18 protein-coding genes and 2 tRNA genes are annotated in these 17,226 nt (G+C 57.5%); 10 read left to right on the plus strand and 10 right to left on the minus strand.

Annotated elements, in window-relative coordinates; all coding sequences use genetic code 11:
* Positions 1-28: 28 nt before the first annotated feature.
* Positions 29-1,960 (plus strand): Stk1 family PASTA domain-containing Ser/Thr kinase, encoded by a 1,932-nt coding sequence (pknB, locus tag IEU99_RS10225; RefSeq protein ID WP_128888935.1) that lies wholly within the window; start codon positions 29-31, stop codon positions 1,958-1,960.
* Positions 1,961-1,990: 30 nt separating this feature from the next.
* Complete coding sequence (crgA, locus tag IEU99_RS10230; protein ID WP_128888934.1) at positions 1,991-2,260, plus strand: cell division protein CrgA; 270 nt, start codon at positions 1,991-1,993, stop codon at positions 2,258-2,260.
* A 435-nt stretch (positions 2,261-2,695) separates the two neighbouring features.
* On the opposite strand, the gene IEU99_RS10235 is transcribed toward crgA, so the two are convergent.
* Complete coding sequence (locus IEU99_RS10235; protein WP_128888933.1) at positions 2,696-3,361, minus strand: rhomboid family intramembrane serine protease; 666 nt, start codon at positions 3,359-3,361, stop codon at positions 2,696-2,698.
* A 69-nt stretch (positions 3,362-3,430) separates the two neighbouring features.
* The gene (locus tag IEU99_RS10240; protein ID WP_128888932.1) at positions 3,431-3,955 is read right to left on the minus strand and encodes a peptidylprolyl isomerase; all 525 of its coding nucleotides are present in this window, start codon (positions 3,953-3,955) and stop codon (positions 3,431-3,433) included.
* Between the two features lie 97 nt (positions 3,956-4,052).
* On the opposite strand from IEU99_RS10240, the gene IEU99_RS10245 reads away from it, so the two are divergent.
* Positions 4,053-4,712 (plus strand): hypothetical protein, encoded by a 660-nt coding sequence (locus IEU99_RS10245; RefSeq protein WP_128888931.1) that lies wholly within the window; start codon positions 4,053-4,055, stop codon positions 4,710-4,712.
* Between the two features lie 38 nt (positions 4,713-4,750).
* On the opposite strand, the gene IEU99_RS10250 is transcribed toward IEU99_RS10245, so the two are convergent.
* Genes IEU99_RS10250 through IEU99_RS10260 form a run of 3 tightly spaced genes read right to left on the minus strand, consistent with a single transcriptional unit; the run spans position 4,751 to position 7,526 of the window.
* Positions 4,751-5,512, minus strand: a complete 762-nt coding sequence (locus IEU99_RS10250; protein ID WP_128888930.1) for an ATP-binding cassette domain-containing protein — start codon at positions 5,510-5,512, stop codon at positions 4,751-4,753.
* The gene (locus IEU99_RS10255) at positions 5,509-6,540 is read right to left on the minus strand and encodes an ABC transporter permease (RefSeq protein ID WP_128888929.1); all 1,032 of its coding nucleotides are present in this window, start codon (positions 6,538-6,540) and stop codon (positions 5,509-5,511) included. Before IEU99_RS10255 ends, IEU99_RS10250 begins: the two co-directional genes overlap by 4 nt.
* Entirely contained in the window at positions 6,537-7,526 is a 990-nt protein-coding gene (locus tag IEU99_RS10260) for a substrate-binding domain-containing protein (protein WP_371869488.1), read from the minus strand. Before IEU99_RS10260 ends, IEU99_RS10255 begins: the two co-directional genes overlap by 4 nt.
* Before the next feature lie 216 nt (positions 7,527-7,742).
* On the opposite strand from IEU99_RS10260, the gene IEU99_RS10265 reads away from it, so the two are divergent.
* The 4 genes from IEU99_RS10265 (at position 7,743) to IEU99_RS10280 (ending at position 10,394) form a co-directional block, all read left to right on the plus strand.
* Positions 7,743-8,948: an alpha-amylase family glycosyl hydrolase gene (locus IEU99_RS10265; protein ID WP_128888928.1), complete on the plus strand. Its 1,206-nt coding sequence runs from the start codon at positions 7,743-7,745 to the stop codon at positions 8,946-8,948.
* Between the two features lie 305 nt (positions 8,949-9,253).
* Positions 9,254-9,667 (plus strand): hypothetical protein, encoded by a 414-nt coding sequence (locus tag IEU99_RS10270; protein ID WP_128888927.1) that lies wholly within the window; start codon positions 9,254-9,256, stop codon positions 9,665-9,667.
* A 199-nt stretch (positions 9,668-9,866) separates the two neighbouring features.
* Positions 9,867-10,067, plus strand: a complete 201-nt coding sequence (locus IEU99_RS10275; protein WP_128888926.1) for a hypothetical protein — start codon at positions 9,867-9,869, stop codon at positions 10,065-10,067.
* A gap of 132 nt (positions 10,068-10,199) precedes the next feature.
* Positions 10,200-10,394: a hypothetical protein gene (locus tag IEU99_RS10280; protein WP_128888925.1), complete on the plus strand. Its 195-nt coding sequence runs from the start codon at positions 10,200-10,202 to the stop codon at positions 10,392-10,394.
* 39 nt (positions 10,395-10,433) lie between these two features.
* Here IEU99_RS10280 and IEU99_RS10285 read toward each other — a convergent pair.
* From IEU99_RS10285 to gyrA, 4 genes are all read right to left on the minus strand, one after another.
* Positions 10,434-10,506: transfer RNA gene (locus tag IEU99_RS10285), tRNA-Ala, on the minus strand.
* A 10-nt stretch (positions 10,507-10,516) separates the two neighbouring features.
* Positions 10,517-10,590 (minus strand) — tRNA-Ile (locus IEU99_RS10290).
* A gap of 94 nt (positions 10,591-10,684) precedes the next feature.
* Positions 10,685-11,029: a DUF3566 domain-containing protein gene (locus IEU99_RS10295; protein WP_123958963.1), complete on the minus strand. Its 345-nt coding sequence runs from the start codon at positions 11,027-11,029 to the stop codon at positions 10,685-10,687.
* Positions 11,030-11,031: 2 nt separating this feature from the next.
* On the minus strand, positions 11,032-13,593 hold the full coding sequence (gyrA, locus tag IEU99_RS10300) for a DNA gyrase subunit A (RefSeq protein ID WP_123958961.1): 2,562 nt from the start codon (positions 13,591-13,593) through the stop codon (positions 11,032-11,034).
* Between the two features lie 423 nt (positions 13,594-14,016).
* Between gyrA and IEU99_RS10305 the strand changes: the two genes are divergently transcribed.
* The 3 genes from IEU99_RS10305 (at position 14,017) to IEU99_RS10315 (ending at position 16,125) form a co-directional block, all read left to right on the plus strand.
* Positions 14,017-14,808 carry a hypothetical protein gene (locus IEU99_RS10305; protein ID WP_128888924.1) on the plus strand — a complete coding sequence of 264 codons (792 nt, stop codon included), beginning with the start codon at positions 14,017-14,019 and terminating at the stop codon, positions 14,806-14,808.
* 829 nt (positions 14,809-15,637) lie between these two features.
* Positions 15,638-15,853: a CopG family transcriptional regulator gene (locus tag IEU99_RS10310; protein WP_123958955.1), complete on the plus strand. Its 216-nt coding sequence runs from the start codon at positions 15,638-15,640 to the stop codon at positions 15,851-15,853.
* Positions 15,850-16,125 (plus strand): hypothetical protein, encoded by a 276-nt coding sequence (locus IEU99_RS10315; RefSeq protein ID WP_123958953.1) that lies wholly within the window; start codon positions 15,850-15,852, stop codon positions 16,123-16,125. Before IEU99_RS10310 ends, IEU99_RS10315 begins: the two co-directional genes overlap by 4 nt.
* 189 nt (positions 16,126-16,314) lie before the next feature.
* Here the strand turns inward: IEU99_RS10315 and IEU99_RS10320 are convergent, their stop codons facing one another.
* Complete coding sequence (locus tag IEU99_RS10320) at positions 16,315-17,193, minus strand: SDR family oxidoreductase (RefSeq protein ID WP_206731207.1); 879 nt, start codon at positions 17,191-17,193, stop codon at positions 16,315-16,317.
* Between the last annotated feature and the right edge of the window lie 33 nt (positions 17,194-17,226).

Below are 17,226 nucleotides of genomic sequence, written 5' to 3' on the forward strand. Positions count from 1 at the left end.
CAGCTACACCAGAGGCAGGTGAGACACCATGATTGCAGATCGCTATGAACTCGGCCAGGTGATCGGCACCGGTGGTATGTCGGAAGTGTTTGTTGCTACCGATACCCTGCTTGGCCGTCAGGTTGCGGTGAAAATGCTGCGCGCCGATTTGGCGCGGGATGTGAATTTCCGTGAGCGTTTCCGCAGAGAGGCGCAAAATTCCGGCCGCTTGAATCACCCCAATATTGTGGCGGTGTACGACACTGGCGAAACGGAAATCGCTGGGCTGAACACTCCATATATTGTGATGGAGCTGGTGCATGGCCGCACGCTTCGCGACATCATCCGTGAAGACGGCCCGCTGACTCCCGCCGAGGCGGCCAGCACCCTTATTCCGGTGTGCCATGCGCTGCAGGTAAGCCACGAGGCGGGCATCATCCATCGCGATATCAAACCCGCCAATGTGATGATCACCAATACCGGTGCCGTCAAGATCATGGATTTTGGTATCGCCAGGGCGCTTGACGACGCCACCAGCGCCATGACCCAGACCTCTGCGGTGATCGGTACGGCGCAATACCTTTCTCCTGAGCAGGCACGCGGCAAGCTTGCCGATGCCCGCTCGGATGTCTATGCCCTGGGCTGCGTGATGTATGAAACCATCACCGCGCACCCACCCTTTGAGGGCGAAACCCCCTTTGCCGTGGCCTATCAGCATGTGCAAGAAGACCCGGTGAAGCCGAGCGAATACATCCGCGATCTCACCCCCACCGCCGCCGTGAATGTGGATGCGGTGGTGCTCACGGCCATGGCCAAGCACCCGGCGGATCGCTATCAATCGGCCCAAGAAATGGCCGAGGATCTCGAACGCCTGGAACGCCACGCTGTTACCAACGCTGCTCGTAGCTACGTGGATCCTGTGGATCCCCCGACCCAGGTTGCCCCTGTCGCGGCTCCAACCAAGGTGCAGCAAGATCCCCCGCCTGCGCCTAAGCATCAAGCACCCGCACCCGTTCCGGCGAAGAAGAACAAGAACTCGGCGCTGAAAATTATCGCAGCGCTGCTTGCCGTGGCGGTGCTTGGTATTGGCGGCGCCTTTGCGTATGACTACTTCAGCGGCGGTTCAAGTGCTTCGAAGAACATGGTGATGGTGCCCGGTTTGGAGGGCATGTCGCAGCAGGAGGCTGTGGAAAAGCTTGAATCGCTGAAGCTTCAGGTGGCTGTGAATGAGGAACCGAATCCGCAAATTCAACGCGGCGAGGTGATCAGGAGTAATCCTGGGGCCGGTTCTTCCGTACCGCCGAATTCCACGGTGACGCTCACGGTATCTTCCGGCAAGGAAATCACCGAGGTGCCCGATCTGCGTGGCAAGACCACCAAGGAAGCCGAGCGCGAGCTGAAGAAGGCCGGTTTGGAGCTTGACTCCACCGTGCGTGAAGATGCCTCCGATGAGGTAAAGAAGGGCGAAGTGATGGAACAAAGCCCTTCGGCAGGGGCTCAGGTTTCTCGCGGCTCCAAGGTGACGATTACCGTTTCTACCGGCAAAGCCACTGAACGCGTACCGAATATCACCGGTTTGCAGTGGTCGCAGGCAGAGAGCAACCTCACGGCCTTGGGCTTCCGCCCCCGCGTTGAGCGGGTCGATTCGCTCGAACCCGAGGGCACGGTGATTGCGGTGAGCTCGGAGGGCGAGAATTTGCCCGCTGATTCCGAGGTGGTGGTGCAGGTTTCGAATGGCCAGCTCATGGTGATGCCCGATATCAGGATGCAATCGCCGCAGCAGGCCGTAAATACGCTGCGCCAGGCCGGCTGGACAGGGGACGTCACCAAACTTCCAGAACAAGGCACCGTGGCCACGCCGATCATTACTGATCGTGGCAAGATTGCTGGTTCTACCCCAGAGGCCGGAGAGCAGGTGCGCAAGGATGCCACGATCACCATCCGCACCTATGAATTCGATCTCGGCGCCATCACCGGATAATCTCGACCTAACGAAGAAGGAAGCGAAGTCATGCCCAAGGCAAAAGTAAACAAATCGAACGAGTACGTTCCTAGCAGCAGCGGCACCAACCGCACCCCGGTGAAGGTGAATTCCGCCGGCACCCCGATTTGGTATAAGACCCTCATGTTTGGCCTGCTCCTGTTGGGGCTTGGCTGGCTGATTGTGTACTACCTGGCCGGCCCTGAGCTCTCCTTCATGGTGGAGTTGGGCAACTGGAACTACGGCATTGGCTTCGGGCTTTTCACCCTTGGCCTTTTGATGACGATGGGCTGGCGCTAAAGCCTTCTCACACCCCCACGAACGCCGGGCAATGCGAATGCCCGGCGTTTTTCTATCCACATGCAGAGTTATCCACAGGTGTGGATAAAGGTGTGCAAAAATCACACTTTGAACTTCCCCACAGCCCTTTCCACAGACTGTGGATAACTTTTTCCCCTTTATACCCAAGCTGGGGATTGTTCGAAGCCTCAAGAACAAAACCCAGCTCAAGCCATTCGAACAGCGAGGTTTTTCGAAACTTTGTCGGGATCTTACATCGATGTAGTTATCCACAATGTGGATAACTACTGTGGATAAACAAGGGGCTGTGAACAAAGACCTTGAGGCCCAAGCGATCAACAGCCCCCGTGGAAAACTTCCCCTTTGCCCAGCTCAAGGGCGAAAAGCGCCGAAAGATGCTTCGCAGCACAAAAAGGGGGAGGTATTTGACACCTCCTAGACCATGGAATTGCCCACGTAGGCCACTGCGACAAGCTCAGCGCACAGCAATGCCCACACCATCTGGCTGAGGCGGAAGCGAGCAAAGAGCAGCAGGCCGATCACCGCACCGGTGAAGAATCCTCCGATGTGCCCCCATAGAGAGATATTTGGGGTAATCAGCGTGTAGCCAAAATTCACGGCGATCAGCACCAGGGCGGGGGTTACTTGGGAGCGTGTGCGCATGCAGATCGCCACGAGCACCGCCATGAGCCCATAGAGTGCGCCAGAAGCGCCCACGGTGGGTGCGAGTGGCGATTGGAGCATCACTGCCAGCGATCCACCGACCCCGCAGGCAAGGTAAGTGCCTAAGTAGGCCACTGATCCGAGGGTCTTTTCTACCTCGCGGCCGATGAGGACCAGCATGAGCATATTAAAGCCCAGGTGCGTGGGGTCGATGTGCAAAAAAGAGGAGGTGATTGCGCGCAGCCATTCGCTGGGCTGGTGCATGAAGGGCGCGTAAAGCATGCCGTCTTGGGCAAAGCTGGAGGCATCAAGCGGCGAGAGCCAGGAGCGTGATTGCACAGCGCTGAAGGCATAGGCGAGGAGGTTGAATCCCAAAATCACGGCGGTGACAGGGGCGGGGCGGGCGAAGCGTTTGATGCTTTGAGTAAGTGATGACATGTTCTTTGCCTACAAAAGAGGCCTTCGTCGAAAAGCTAACGACGAAGGCCTCAAACGCGGTGTGAGGAATTATTCCTTGATCTCCACAGATTCGATCACGACTGGCTCGACGGGGCGATCCATGCGGTCGGTCTTGGTGCCGGCGATATCTACCACGACCTTCTGCGATGCAGCATCGCTGACCTCACCGAAGATGGTGTGGTGGTTATTCAGGTGCGGAGTGGGGGCAACGGTGATGAAGAACTGGGAACCGTTGGTGCCGGGGCCTGCATTGGCCATGGCCAGCAGGAAGGGGCGGTCGAATTGCAGCTCGGGGTGGAACTCATCGGCGAACATGTAGCCGGGGCCGCCACGGCCGGTGCCGGTGGGGTCGCCACCTTGGATCATGAAGCCGTCGATCACGCGGTGGAACACGGCACCATCGTAGAAGGGACCTTCGGATTCGCCCTTGGCGTTTTCCGTTTTGTAGTCGGCGCTACCATCAGCCAGGGTGACAAAGTTTTCCACAGTCTTTGGGGCGTGATTGCCAAAAAGATCGATGGAGATGTCTCCGCGGTTGGTGTGCAGGATTGCGGTTGCAGTCTTTGCAGTCATGGTTTGGCATTATACGCGCGTTTTTTCGGAATTGTTTGCTGCAAACTCGGGCTCAGACACATAGACTAAAACGCAAACATCAAAAAAGGAGCAGCATATGAACCCAACTACCTTGCGTATTGGCTACCGTGGCGTCAAGGCCGCGTGGCATAAGTTCCAGGAATTCAAAAACGATAAGGCCTCCGAGTTCTACGATGGCCTGCTTGAAGCCGGCAACGCCACCCAGGAGCGTTCCGATGAGGCCTCCCAGCAGCTTTCAAGCGTGCTGGAGCAGTCCAAGAAGCGCCTGGAAAAGGCCAAGGCTGAATTTGGCAATAGCGCCGAAGAAGTAGAAAAGCGCGGCAAGAAGGCCTTCAAGCGCCTCAGCGATAAGGCAGATAAGCAAACCAAGGCTTCTCGCAAGAAGGCTCAAAAGGCCGCGAAGAAGGCTCAGGCGAAGGTCTCCGGCAAGAAGAAGTCTTCGAAGCTGAAGAAGTTCGGCATCTCTGCCCTGCTCGCAGCCCTGGTTGCCGCCATTGCCTACGCCGTGGCTCGTTTTACCAAGCAAGAGGCAGAGACTGAGCCTCCGCGCGTTGAGGACTTCGGTACGCAGGCCCCCACCGAATCAACCCTGGTGTATTCCTCCGAGGAGCGCATCGATACCGCCGCCGATGCTGCAGCGGCCGCTGATCCTCTAGAAGGCACCCCAGAGCGCGACGAGGAACTGCTGAAGTCCATCGACGAGCAGATTGCCAAGCACCGCCTCAAGGAAGACTAGAAACAAAAAACCAGCCCCGGAAAAAGGGGCTGGTTTTTTTAGCGCGCAAGCTCGTGGGAGAGCGCCTCTAATTCCCCACCACCGGCCATTTGCTGGGTGAGTTCTTCCAGGCTGACCTCTTCGCGGCTGCCATCGAGCACCTGGCGGCCCAGGTTTAAGATGCTGAAGTGATCGCCCACCAGATAGGCATGGTGCGGGTTGTGGGTAATCAGCACCACTCCGATGCCTTGATCCCTGGCTGCGGCAACGAATTTCAGCACCATGCCCGATTGCTTCACGCCCAGTGCCGCGGTGGGTTCATCGAGGATGATCACCCTGGCGCCGAAGTACACGGCGCGAGCAATGGCCACCACCTGGCGTTGGCCGCCAGAAAGGCTATCTACTTCTACATCTACATCGGGCAGGTCGATGCCCATGTTCAGGAGCTGTTCTTGGGTGATGCGCTTCATTTCTGCCTCGCGCAATTTGCCAAAACGGGAGGTGCGCTCCTGGCCTAGGAAGAAATTGCGCCACACCGACATCTGCCCCACCACGGCAAGGTCTTGGTACACGGTGGCAATGCCATGCTCGAGGGCGTCGCGGGGGCCTTGGAAATGCACCTCGTTGCCGTCGACAAGCAAGGAGCCGGAGGTGTGTTTGTGCAGTCCGGCAAGGATTTTGATCAGGGTGGATTTGCCGGCGCCGTTATCGCCAAGCACGCACACCACTTCACCTGGGTGCACCTTGAGGTTTACTCCGCGAAGGGCATCAAAGCTGCCATAAGACTTGCTCACATTGTCGAGTTCAATGATGGGGTTCATCGACGGCCTTTCGTGAAGCTAGCAAAGGAGGTGTTGGTGAACACGGCAAAGAGCAACATGGCACCGAGGAAGAACTTGAACCAGTCGGGGTTCCAACCGGCGTAGACGATGCCCTGGTTGGTCATGCCGAAGATGATGGCGCCGATTGCGGTGCCGATTGCGGTGCCGCGGCCGCCGGTCAAGGCGCAACCGCCGATCACCGCGGCGATGATGTAGAGGAACTCATTGCCAACGCCCTGGCCAGCCTGGATGGAGTCGAAGGCAAAAAGGTTGTGCATGCCTACAAACCAGGCGGCGAAACCGACGAACATGAACAAGATGATTTTGACTCGCGCCACCGGCACACCGACTGCGCGGGCGGCATCTTGATCGCCACCGACGGCGAAGATCCAGTTGCCGAATTTGGTTTTAAACAACAGGAATGAGGCCAGCGCTACAAAGAAGATCCACCAGAACACCGTGGCGCGGATACTGATGCCGCCAATGTGCACGGTGCCAGCAAACACGGTGCGAGCAGAGGGAAAGCCCTCCATATCCGCGATGGTTGGCGTGGCTACCTGGCCGGTGACGAGCTTGGTAATGGCCAAGTTCAGGCCTTGGAGCATGAGGAATGCCGCCAGGGTGATCAGGAAGCTGGGAATACCCGTGCGGGTGACCAGGAAGCCATTGAGCGCGCCGATGCTCAGCGAAATCACCAGTGCCATGCCCGCACCGACCCAGGAGTTGAGGTGCAGGTTGTAGTTGAGCATGGAGGCTGCCAGCGCGGCGGTGGTCACGGCCACGCCGGAGGAAAGATCGAACTCATCGCCGATCATGAGCAGACCCACGGCTAAGGCCACGATGCCCAGCGTGGAGCTGGCATACAGCACCGTGGAAAAGGCCTCCATGGAGCGAAACGCAGGGGCAACGGCGATAAAGAGGATGAAGATGGCTACTGCGCCGAGCAGGCTGGCGAGTTCGGGGCGCCTGATCAGTTTTGCCATGCGTGAGCGCTCGACCAGGCGGTCATCTGCAGAGGTATTGCTCATCGCAGGCCCTCCTGTGCCGCTTCGGCAATCTTGTCCACATTGGAGCTATCAACAAAGCTTGGGCCAGTAAATACGGGCTGATCGCCGCCGATCACGCTGCCATTGCGCTTTGCTAGCCAGATGGAATCCACCGCGAGGTAGCCCTGAAGGTAGGGCTGTTGATCAATGGCGAATTGGATCGTGCCATCTTTAATGGCCTGCACGAGCTGGGCATTGGTGTCGAAGGTAGCGATCTTGGCATCGCTTCCGGCATTGCGCACCGCATCCACGCTGCTAATTGCCACCGGAGCCACCAATCCCATGACCCAGTCGATGCTCTTATCTTGAGCCAACTTGGCCTGCACCGTGGATTGGACGCTGGTGAGGTCTTTGCCATTGACGTACAGAATTTCCATCTGTGCGCCCTTGAGCCCATCTTTCACACCACCACAGCGCTGCTCCTGCGAGGAGTTGCCCTGTTCGTGGATCACGCACAGGACGTGCTTGGCGCCTTCTTTTTGCAGGCGCTCACCGGCAAGGGTGCCGGCTACTTTTTCGTCCTGGCCAAAGAAGGAAGAAATGTCGTACTTCTTGTACTCATTCATGCCCGCGTTCAAACCGACGGTGGGGATGCCAGCGTCTACTGCCTTTTGTGCAGCAGGGCCGATGGCCTGGGCATTAGGCAGGGTGACGGCAAGGCCATCGACCTTGGCGTCGATCGCCGATTGCACAAGGTTGGCTTGGTTTGGTGCCTCGGGGTCGGAGGAGTAGCGCAGCTCAATATTGTCTTTCTTGGCTGCATCCTCAGCACCTTTGCGCACGAGATCCCAGAAGGTATCGCCCGGCGCGCCGTGGGTGACCATGGCTACGACATAGCGGGGGGTATCAACGCCACCTGCTTGGCCACCTTCGCCATTGCTGCGCGGTGCACCTCCAGTTGAGGAGCAGGCGCTCAGGCTCAGGGCTGCAATGACACCGGCTGCGAGTGCTTTTTTGAAGATTTTCACTCCAATATCGTTTCCCAGTACATGGGAGCAGGTCAAACTAGAGAAGCCCAGCTGAGCTGCTAGTTTATCGATTCAGTAGCCCTGCGCTGGGAGCATGCTTGCCCACAGATGAGGGTGGTGGGGCTTGCGCCGGTGTCCGATTGTGTGGGATGAGGCCGCTTGGAGCTAGAAGGTGCATACGATGGAGGTGCACTGTAATTGTTCAAGGAGCTTCTTATGGCCTGGATCGACCACGCAATCTTTTGGCATGTTTATCCCCTCGGCTTTGCCGGAGTAGATATTCGTGGAGACCAAGAAGCCCACCCGGGCAATCCAGGTGACGCCCACCCGGGCGAGCACGCTAAGGCCGAAGGCTTGAAGCAATTAGAACAGTCCTTGGACTACCTAATTAGCCTTGGTTGCAATGGCCTGCTGCTCGGTCCGATCTTTCGTTCCCATACCCACGGCTATGACACGATCGACCACTTTGGCATTGATCCTCGACTAGGCACCGAAGAAGATTTTGATGCATTGGCAGCGGCCTGCAATGAAAAGGGCATCGCTTTGGTGCTTGATGGGGTGTTTAGCCATGTGGGTGAAGGATTTGTGCGCCCAGAACTGATTGGCGAGGGTGTGTTTGAAGGCCATGGGGATCTCAAGCGGCTCAATCACGCTGATCCTGCCTGCCAGGCGTATGTGGCTGAGGTGATGCAGTATTGGTGTGCTCGCGGGGTGCGCGGCTGGCGCCTTGATGCGGCCTATTCCATGGAAAACAGTTTTTGGACTCAAGTACTGCCAAAGGTACGCCAGGAACATGCTGATGTGTGGATCTTAGGCGAGGTGATTCATGGTGATTATCCAGCGATCATTGCCGAGTCCGGTATGGATTCACTCACGCAGTATGAGTTATGGAAGGCGATTTGGTCTGGCTTAAATGATGCGAACTTCTTTGAGCTTGAGTGGTCGGTACGCCGCCACATGGAGTTCTTGGAGCACTTCATTCCCAATACCTTTGTGGGCAATCACGATGTCACGCGCATCGCTAGCAAGGTGGGCCAAGATAAGGCTGTGCTCGCAGCGGTGCTGCTGTTGACCATGCCGGGTATTCCATCCATTTACTATGGCGACGAGCTGGGCATGGAGGGCATCAAAGAAGAGCGCATCGGTGGCGATGATGCGGTGCGCCCGGAGTGGCAGCCCGAGTGGGTCGAAGGTGATGAGCCTGCAGTACTTGGCGTGTGGAAGTCTTTGATTGCGCTACGCCGCCAGCATTCCTGGCTTGTGAATGCCACCGTGGAAACACTTGAGCTGGAAAATGAGCACTATGTGTACCGGGTGCAGCAGCGTGGCGGGCAGGAACGTTTAGAGGTGGAGCTTTCCCTTTCCCCCTCGCCTAGGGCCATCATCCGCAATGCCAACGCAGAGATCATTTGGCAGCGCTAAAATTGCGCAAAGGCGCATGTAAATGGGGGTGCGCTACCCCCATTTGGGTGCCCTCTTTGCCGTGCGTTTCTTTGCTAGAAGGTAGCGAATGAGCAGCGCACAGGAGTATAGCCAAAAGTGTAAGCAGCACCACAGCCTATGAGAATGTTGGTGGTTGCGTAAACCCCGGGGCAAAGATTTAAGATTCGACACGGATTTTCAACGCAGACCTGCGCATTTTCCAAAGCCCTCAAGCCTGATCCGCCGGTAGCGGCACTTGAGCGGCAATCTCCCAAACACACAAACTCGGCCACAAAGGACCCGCCATGAGCCAAACCGCTTCCATGAACGAAGCGAGCACACAACCCACCCAACACCGTGTGCAGACCACCGAAGCGCAACCCCTGATCAAGTCCGCTACCCCCATCGCCTTGGCCTTGGTTGCCGTAGCGGCAGTGGGCTTCTTCTTCTCCCACACCATCGCCGTTGTAGCCCTGCTTGGCGCAGCACTGGTGATTGCTGTGCGCGCTTCTTTTGCCCACCATGTAGCCAATGACTTCGCCGATATGTACCGGGCACGTGCTTTGCACGCCGAGGGCAAGCAGCCCAAGGATCACGCAGAATTCGTGTACCTGCGCAGCTCTGAGATGCTGGCTCGCCCGCAGTTGCTCACCGGCTATGCCCTAGCCCAGGTCCAAGAACTCAACGCTTGGGCCAAAGTGGAATTCGAACACGCCTAGTCGGCCACTAGCATTGCCCGCTCCTGCACGCCAGGGGCGGGTTTTTTATTTCATGTGCACAGCGCACTGCTCGGTCCAGCCGGAGGTGCCATCTGTGAAGAAGGTGGTGCCCCGCTCATGCAGCCCCTTGGTGCCACAGCGTTCAATGACCTTATTCATAGGTGTGGTCCTAGTCTGCCCCGGCGCCTCGGTATAGCCCATGACAGGACCAGGCGTTGCTTCCTGCTGCGTCACGGTCACGGTCGTGGTCGGCCTTGGGCTTGTCGACGTCACCGTCTTCGTCACCCGCGACGGTGTTGAAGTTGTGCTGCCATCTAGACCTCCCGAGCACGCAGCAAGCAACAAACAAAGCGCACTCATGCAGCAGGTGAGGCGTTTCATGGATGTCCTTTCCCGATAGGACTTCAGAAGATACTTTGCCCTTAGTATTCGGCATGCGCACCCAAGATGGAAGACCAAAGGTGAAAGTACGCGGTAGATTGGCCTTAGGTTCACTTGCTTTCTTGGCGTTGAAGTAAAAGGGTTATCCGCTATGTCTCAAACCACGCGCGTGCTGCTGTTTCGCTTGCTTTATACGCTGCTTGCCATCGTGGGAATCGTCTTGGTGTTCCTGCAGCACTACGTTTTTGGCATTATCGCCATCGCTGCATCCACGCTGGTGTATTTGCTGGTGCTCTACCCCACTCGCCGGCAAGAGATTGAGCGAAGGCGCCACCAAGAGCAATAAAAAATCCCGGCCACATTGCGTGACCGGGATTTTGGGCTGTGGAGCATAGGAGAATCGAACTCCTGACCTTCTGCTTGCAAAGCAGATGCTCTACCAATTGAGCTAATGCCCCTTTGTTCCTGTGGGCCTAGCAAGAATCGAACTTGCGACCTCATCGTTATCAGCGATGCGCTCTAACCGACTGAGCTATAGGCCCTGGGAACGAGATAGAACTTTACCCATCCCGTTCCAAAGAACGCAAATCAGCAGGTTAATGCAGGTTTTTGGCCCACGTTGGAACGTCGAAAAGCTTAATCTACAGTCTCACGGACATACACCCGCAGGCCTCCGAAGATGTCTACGGATGCGTTGTAGATGATGGCAGCCACGGGTGCGAGCAGGATATTGAGCACAGCTACCACCGCACCCAGCATGGCTGAGGTGGTAATGACTAGGCCAAAGGTGATGCCCTGCTTGCCACCAACGCCGCCGATCACGGAGTTAGCTTTGTCCCACACACCGGCGGCATCGAGGCCGAAGTAGAGCAGGCAAACACACACGATCCAAGCAGCAAAGCCAACCAGGGAAAGTGCAAGCGCGGTCAAGACTGCCGACTTCGGTGAAACCCGCACGATATTACTGCGCTTGATTGCCATGACTAGGCCTCACCATCTACGTCGAGCGACTGCTGAGCCTGCGGAGCCTTGTCTTTGGGGCCTTCCTTCTCGCCCTTAGCCACGGCCTCGGCTTCCTCTTCGCCTTCGCCTTCAACGTTGCGGTCGATGGCGAGCAGGTCTACGTCATCAGGCAGATTGACCAGGCGCACGCCCATGGTGGCGCGGCTGCTCGGGCGAATCTGGTTGACCTCGGTGCGGATCACGCCGCCAGCAGAGGTGATGGCGAAGATCTCATCGTCCTCATCCACCACGAGTGCGCCAATGAGCTTGCCGCGCTTCGGGGTGTACTTGAAGGTGAGCATGCCCAGGCCGCCGCGACCCTTGGTTGGGTACTCCTCAAGGGCGGTGCGCTTGCCGTAGCCGCCAGAGGTGGCCACCAACAAGAAGGCATCGTCGCGGACCACGGTCATCTCCAGGAGCTGATCGTCGCCGCGGAAACGCATGCCCTTCACGCCGGCGGTGGAGCGGCCCATGGGGCGCAGTTGCTCGTCGTCGGCGCGGAAGCGCAGGGATTGGCCTTCCTCGGACACCAGCAAGAGATCATCATCGCTGGAGCACAGGGCTGCGCCGATGAGCTTGTCGCCTTCGTTGAGGTTGATGGCAATGAGGCCACCGGAACGGTTGGACTCGTAGTCGGACAGGCGCGACTTCTTCACGCGGCCTTGCGCAGTGGCGAGCACCAGGTAGGGGGCATCCTCGTAGCTTTGGAGCTGGATTACCTGGGCGATGCGCTCTTCTGGCTGGAATTCCAGCAGGTTGGCAACGTGCTGGCCGCGGGCAGTGCGCGATGCTTCGGGCAGCTCGTAGGCCTTCAGGCGGTACACGCGACCGAAGTTGGTAAAGAAGAGGATCCAGTCGTGCGTGGAGCTGACAAAGAAGTGGCGGACCACATCGTCTTGCTTGAGCTCGGCACCGCGCACGCCCTTGCCGCCGCGACGCTGCGACTTGTAGGCATCGACCTTGGTGCGCTTGGCGTAGCCGGTGGAGGTGATGGTGACCACCACGTTTTCGCGAGCGATCAGGTCTTCTTCGGTTACCTCGCCGGTTGCTGCCACGATCTGGGTGCGGCGCTCGTCGCCATACTTTTCGACGATCTCGGCCAGCTCATCACGAACGATGGATCGCTGACGCTCGGGGCGGGCAAGGATGTCCTTGAGGTCTTCGATCTCGCGCTCGATCTCGGCTAGCTCGTCGACGATCTTCTGGCGCTCCAGGGCAGCCAGACGGCGAAGCTGCATGGCCAAAATGGCATCTGCTTGGATCTCGTCGATCTCCAGCAACTCCATCAAGCCGGTGCGGGCCACGTCCACGGTGGCGGAGGCACGGATTAATGCGATGACTTCATCGAGCATGTCCAGTGCCTTGACCAGGCCGCGCAGAATATGGGCGCGCTTTTCGGCCTCATCCAGGCGGTACTGGGTACGGCGCACAATCACGTCGATCTGGTGGGCCACATAGTGGCGCAGTTGCTGATCTAAACGCAGGGTGCGCGGCACACCATCGACGATGGAGAGCATGTTGGCACCGAAGTTGGTCTGCAACTGGGAGTGCTTATACAGGTTGTTGAGCACCACGCGTGGCACGGCGTCACGCTTGAGCGTGATCACGATGCGCATGCCCACGCGGTCGGAGGATTCGTCCTCGATGCGTGAGATGCCGGCAAGTTTGCCGTCACGGATCTGATCGGCGATATTCGAGATCAGATTGTCCGGGTTTACCTGATAAGGCAGCTCGGTAATGACGATGGTTTGGCGGTTGCCTTCCTCTTCAATGGAGGTAACGCCACGCATGCGGATGGAGCCACGACCGGTGGTGTAGGCATCTTTAATGCCCTGGGTGCCAACGATCAGGCCAGAGGTAGGAAAGTCCGGGCCTTTGACGTATTCCATGCAGGCCTCGAGCGCCTGGGACTCATCGGCGTCGGGATTATCCAGGAGCCAGTAGATGGCATCGGCCAGCTCATTGAGGTTATGCGGAGGAATATTGGTGGCCATACCAACGGCAATACCGCCGGAGCCATTCATGAGCAGGTTGGGAATGCGCGAAGGCAACACATCCGGCTCTTGGTTCTTGCCGTCGTAGTTGGGCGAGAAATCGACGGTGTTTTCGCGAATATCGCGCACCATTTCCATGGCGAGCGGGGTGAGGCGACACTCGGTATAACGCATAGCAGCAGGGCCGTCATTGCCGCGGGAACCGAAGTTACCTTGGCCGTCGACAAGCGGATAGCGCATGTTCCAGTCCTGGGCGAGGCGCACCAGGGTGTCGTAAATTGCGGAGTCGCCGTGGGGGTGGAATTGACCCATGGTGTCGGAGACGGGGCGCGCAGACTTTACATAGCTGCGATCCGGGCGGTAGCCGGAATTGAACATCGCATACAGGATGCGGCGGTGCACAGGCTTGAGGCCATCGCGAACCTCTGGCAGCGCGCGACCCACGATCACGCTCATGGCGTAATCGATATAGCTGGTCTGCATCTCCTCGCTGAGGTCGATCGGCTTAATGCGATCAAACTCATCAGAGGTGAAGAGATCGTCGCTCATAAATCACCTTTTCTTCTTGGGCAGGATAACAGTGCCAGTTTAGTCGCTTGAGGGCGTTTTGAGGCGTTGAGCGCGCGAAAGCGGTATCGCCGTGGTAGCAGGATGTGGGTTCTGCGGTGAGGTTGACGGGATCTCATCGGCTTCCTCGGGCGGCACAGGGTGATTATGTACGATGTTGATGTGCTAGATGTACCTGTGCAAGACGTGAGATGTGTGAAGCGACGATGTGCTTCAATCCACCTTTTACCTGGACTAACCAAGCGCTTTGTGTAACCTAATCGCGATATATGTGCCACACACCACTTGTATATGTCTTGCACTTAGTGTGTTAATGTGTCTAACATATCCATAGCGGCAAACAAGAACACACCTCCCGCACCAACACAAAGCCCGAAACGGCACCGAAAGAAGAAAGGATCCCAAATGGGACACTCATTGACACTCTCTAAAGCGGCCCTCTACTTGGCCGATCTGCTCACGGATCCGGAAGGCCGCAAGCCCTCCGTCAACATCGGCCGCATGCGCCAACTGCTAGCGGTTCGTGCCCTGCATGATGTTTCTGTGGAGGGCGAGGCCCCCAGGATCGATCAGCGTGAAATTGAGCAGCTTGCTGCAAACACCACCTACATCGCTGACTACGCCGAGTACGGTGTGGAAGACCCGATCTTCCGCGTGAGCTTGCGCGAAAGCCAGGTCAATCCCGTCTACGCCGAGGAGGACGGCCGCGAACTGCGCACCCACTCCGGCTACGACTACGACAATCTGGCAAACCTCAGCCAGGACATGCTCTACGGCACCTTCGAGGGCGTTTGGCCGATCAGTGACGAGAACGCCGACTTCGCCGTGGACTCCGAGGCCTACCTGCTGCCTTCCACCGTGGGCCTGGTCAAGGCCAGCAATGTTCGCCGCATCACCGACTGGGAGCCAGTGGCGGATTCCACCCGCAAGTACTTCCATACTGAGGAGCTCAGCCCCGATGACCCACTCTTCGTTGAGTCAAAGAAGGCTTTCTTTTGGGTGGACGTCCCGCCTGGCCGGATCTGTGGCTTCGATTTCGACCCGAACGTCGAAAAGCAAATTGACCAGTTCGAGCTGAGCGGCACGCAAGCCTCCGACGCCGACTCGATCGACGAGCTGATCGCGCTGAAAATGAAGCAGCTCAAGATCCTCGACGAGCTTGCCGAACTCAAACGCCTCAAGCTCGGCCTTACCTAGCGCGAACCGCTCCCCCAGTCACAGTGCTGCGGGGAGCTTTTGGCATTTTCCGCTGAGCCACTTTGCCACTCCACTTAAGCCACCCGGCTTCAAGCGCGCGAAATAACCGTTTGGCAGGTAAATTTTGCGCCTAGGGGATCAAATTACAACGACCCCGGGCACTAGGCGCGGGGTCGTGGGGTAAGGTGCGCCGACCTACATCGACGCTCACTGGAAAAAGGGTAACAGATATCGATGGAATACTCGGATGGCTGGAGCCCTACATTCCCATTTGTCCTATTTCGAGGTACTCATCCGCAATGCCATGAATCTGGCACTTCAAGATTGGAACGAAACAATAACCAGGAGCAGGAATTGGTGCCTCGAACACCAATCAGCGGATCTTCTGTACTCAATGTTGAAGCGTCCAATGATGCAAGCTCGACGGCATGCTACGAAGGAATCACGACGATCAATCACGCGTGGATTTAGGGAAAAGGGTTGAACGACTCACCCGACTACGCAACCGGGTTTCGCACCAAGAAAATCTATTAGGCACCAACTTCCGTGGCCGCCTGAATGACACGCTTTCAGTGCTCAAAGCTATTGATAATAGTTATCCGCAATGGGCTCTTGTTGAAAGCCAAGTCCGCCAGATCGCTCGAGAAGATCCCCGCAAGCAATAAGGGCAATACCTAGGCTCCGGGCCACACCCGTGCGACTCCAGCGAGTCCTTTCACCGCGTTGCGCTGCACCATCTTCTACTGCGCCATTTTCCGCTGAGCCACTTTGCCACTCCACTTAAGCCACCCGGCTTCATGAGCACGCCCTCCCGTGCTACCAATGACCCATGGCCATGACGCTCAGACTCAGCGAAGACGAAGACCGCGCCCTCACCCTGCTCGCCCAAACCCAAGGCACGAGCAAACAAGAAGCCGCCAAGCGCGCGATTCTTGCACAAGCATCCAGGCAGCTTTTCGACGCCCACGTGGCCGAACTCGCCCGCACCCACATCCCGGAAGTGCGCGCAATGCGCACACGCCTTCGCAGTGTGCAAAAGCCATGAGCCCAACAGAATCCGTGATGCGCGGACTCACGCCTGAGCAGGTACTCATCATCGCTGACCAGCTAGATCAGCCGGTGCGCAACTACGCCGGCATCGTGGCACTTGCTGCTGCAAGCGCTGCGCAGATTCAAGGTATTCCCGTGCATACCGATAGCCGCCGCGCCGCTGCTGCACTGCGCGAATTGGCCCTTGCCACTGCTCCCCTGCGCGCAGAAAATGACGTCTTCGCCGAGGTCCTTGCCCGAGTGTTTCTCGATATTCAAGAGATCTAAACCACAGCAAACACCTACTGGAAAATTTTCCAGTAGGTTTCAAGTACTTGCATATCCCCAGGTCAAACTAGAAAACTACTGGAAACACGGCGTTTCCAGTACGTTTCAAGTACTTGCATATCCCCAGGTCAAACTAGAAAACTACTGGAAACACGGTGTTTCCAGTAGTTTCCAGTACGTTGCAAGCAGCTACTGCTTTGAGGCCTTCTCTTTACGCCCCACAAATTCATCCATGGAACTGGATGTGCCGATGAGCTTGGCAACGGCGTCGTAGGCGCGCACGGGCAGCAGGCGCCCAACATAGGCAACGCGCGCGGTCCAGGGCAGCACGAGTTGGTGGCGTCCAGCCTCGATCGCGTCAATCACATGCACGGCTACTTCTTCTTGTTCCAGCACTGGCAGCAGCCAGGGTGCTTTGGATTTCGCACCCTCAAACATGCCGGTATTGATGTAGAAGGGGCATACCACGAGGGAATTGACGCGGTGGCCGCGCTCTTTCATCTCCACACGCAGGGACTCTGCAAAGCCCACGGCGGCGAATTTCGAGGGCGAATAATCTGTTTGCTTGGCCACGCCTGTCAGCCCTGCCGCGGAGGCGATGGTCACGATGGTGCCGGAGTTTTGGCGGATCATGCCGGGCAGGAAGGCCCTGGTGGTCAAATACAGGGAGCGCACATTGACCGCGAAGGTGCGATCGACATTTTCTTGGGGGTTTTCTAAAAAGTCCTCGCCGCTGACGATGCCTGCGTTATTGATCAAAATATCGATGTCGCCGACGTGCTCTGCGGCAGCTTCCACGGCCTGCTGATCGGTGACGTCTACGACCTGGTAGCTTGCAGCAACGCCGAGGGACTCAATTTCTTCTACTACTGCGCGAGCGCCTTCTTCTGAAAGATCCCAGATCTCTACCTTCGCTGCGTTCCTTTGGGCGCATTCGAGTGCCATGAGCCTTCCGATGCCGGAGGCGCCGCCGGTAATCAACACCCTTTGGCCGCGCAGGGGCATCTTGTAGGGGTTGGGAATGAACTGGGCTGCGCGGTGGAGCAAGGTGGTGGCTGCGTTATGCATGGTGTTCCTTTCACTCGCTTTTGTGTTGCTTAA

It is taken from the genome of Corynebacterium pelargi (genome assembly GCF_014635485.1).
Classification (GTDB): Bacteria; Actinomycetota; Actinomycetes; order Mycobacteriales; family Mycobacteriaceae; genus Corynebacterium; species Corynebacterium pelargi.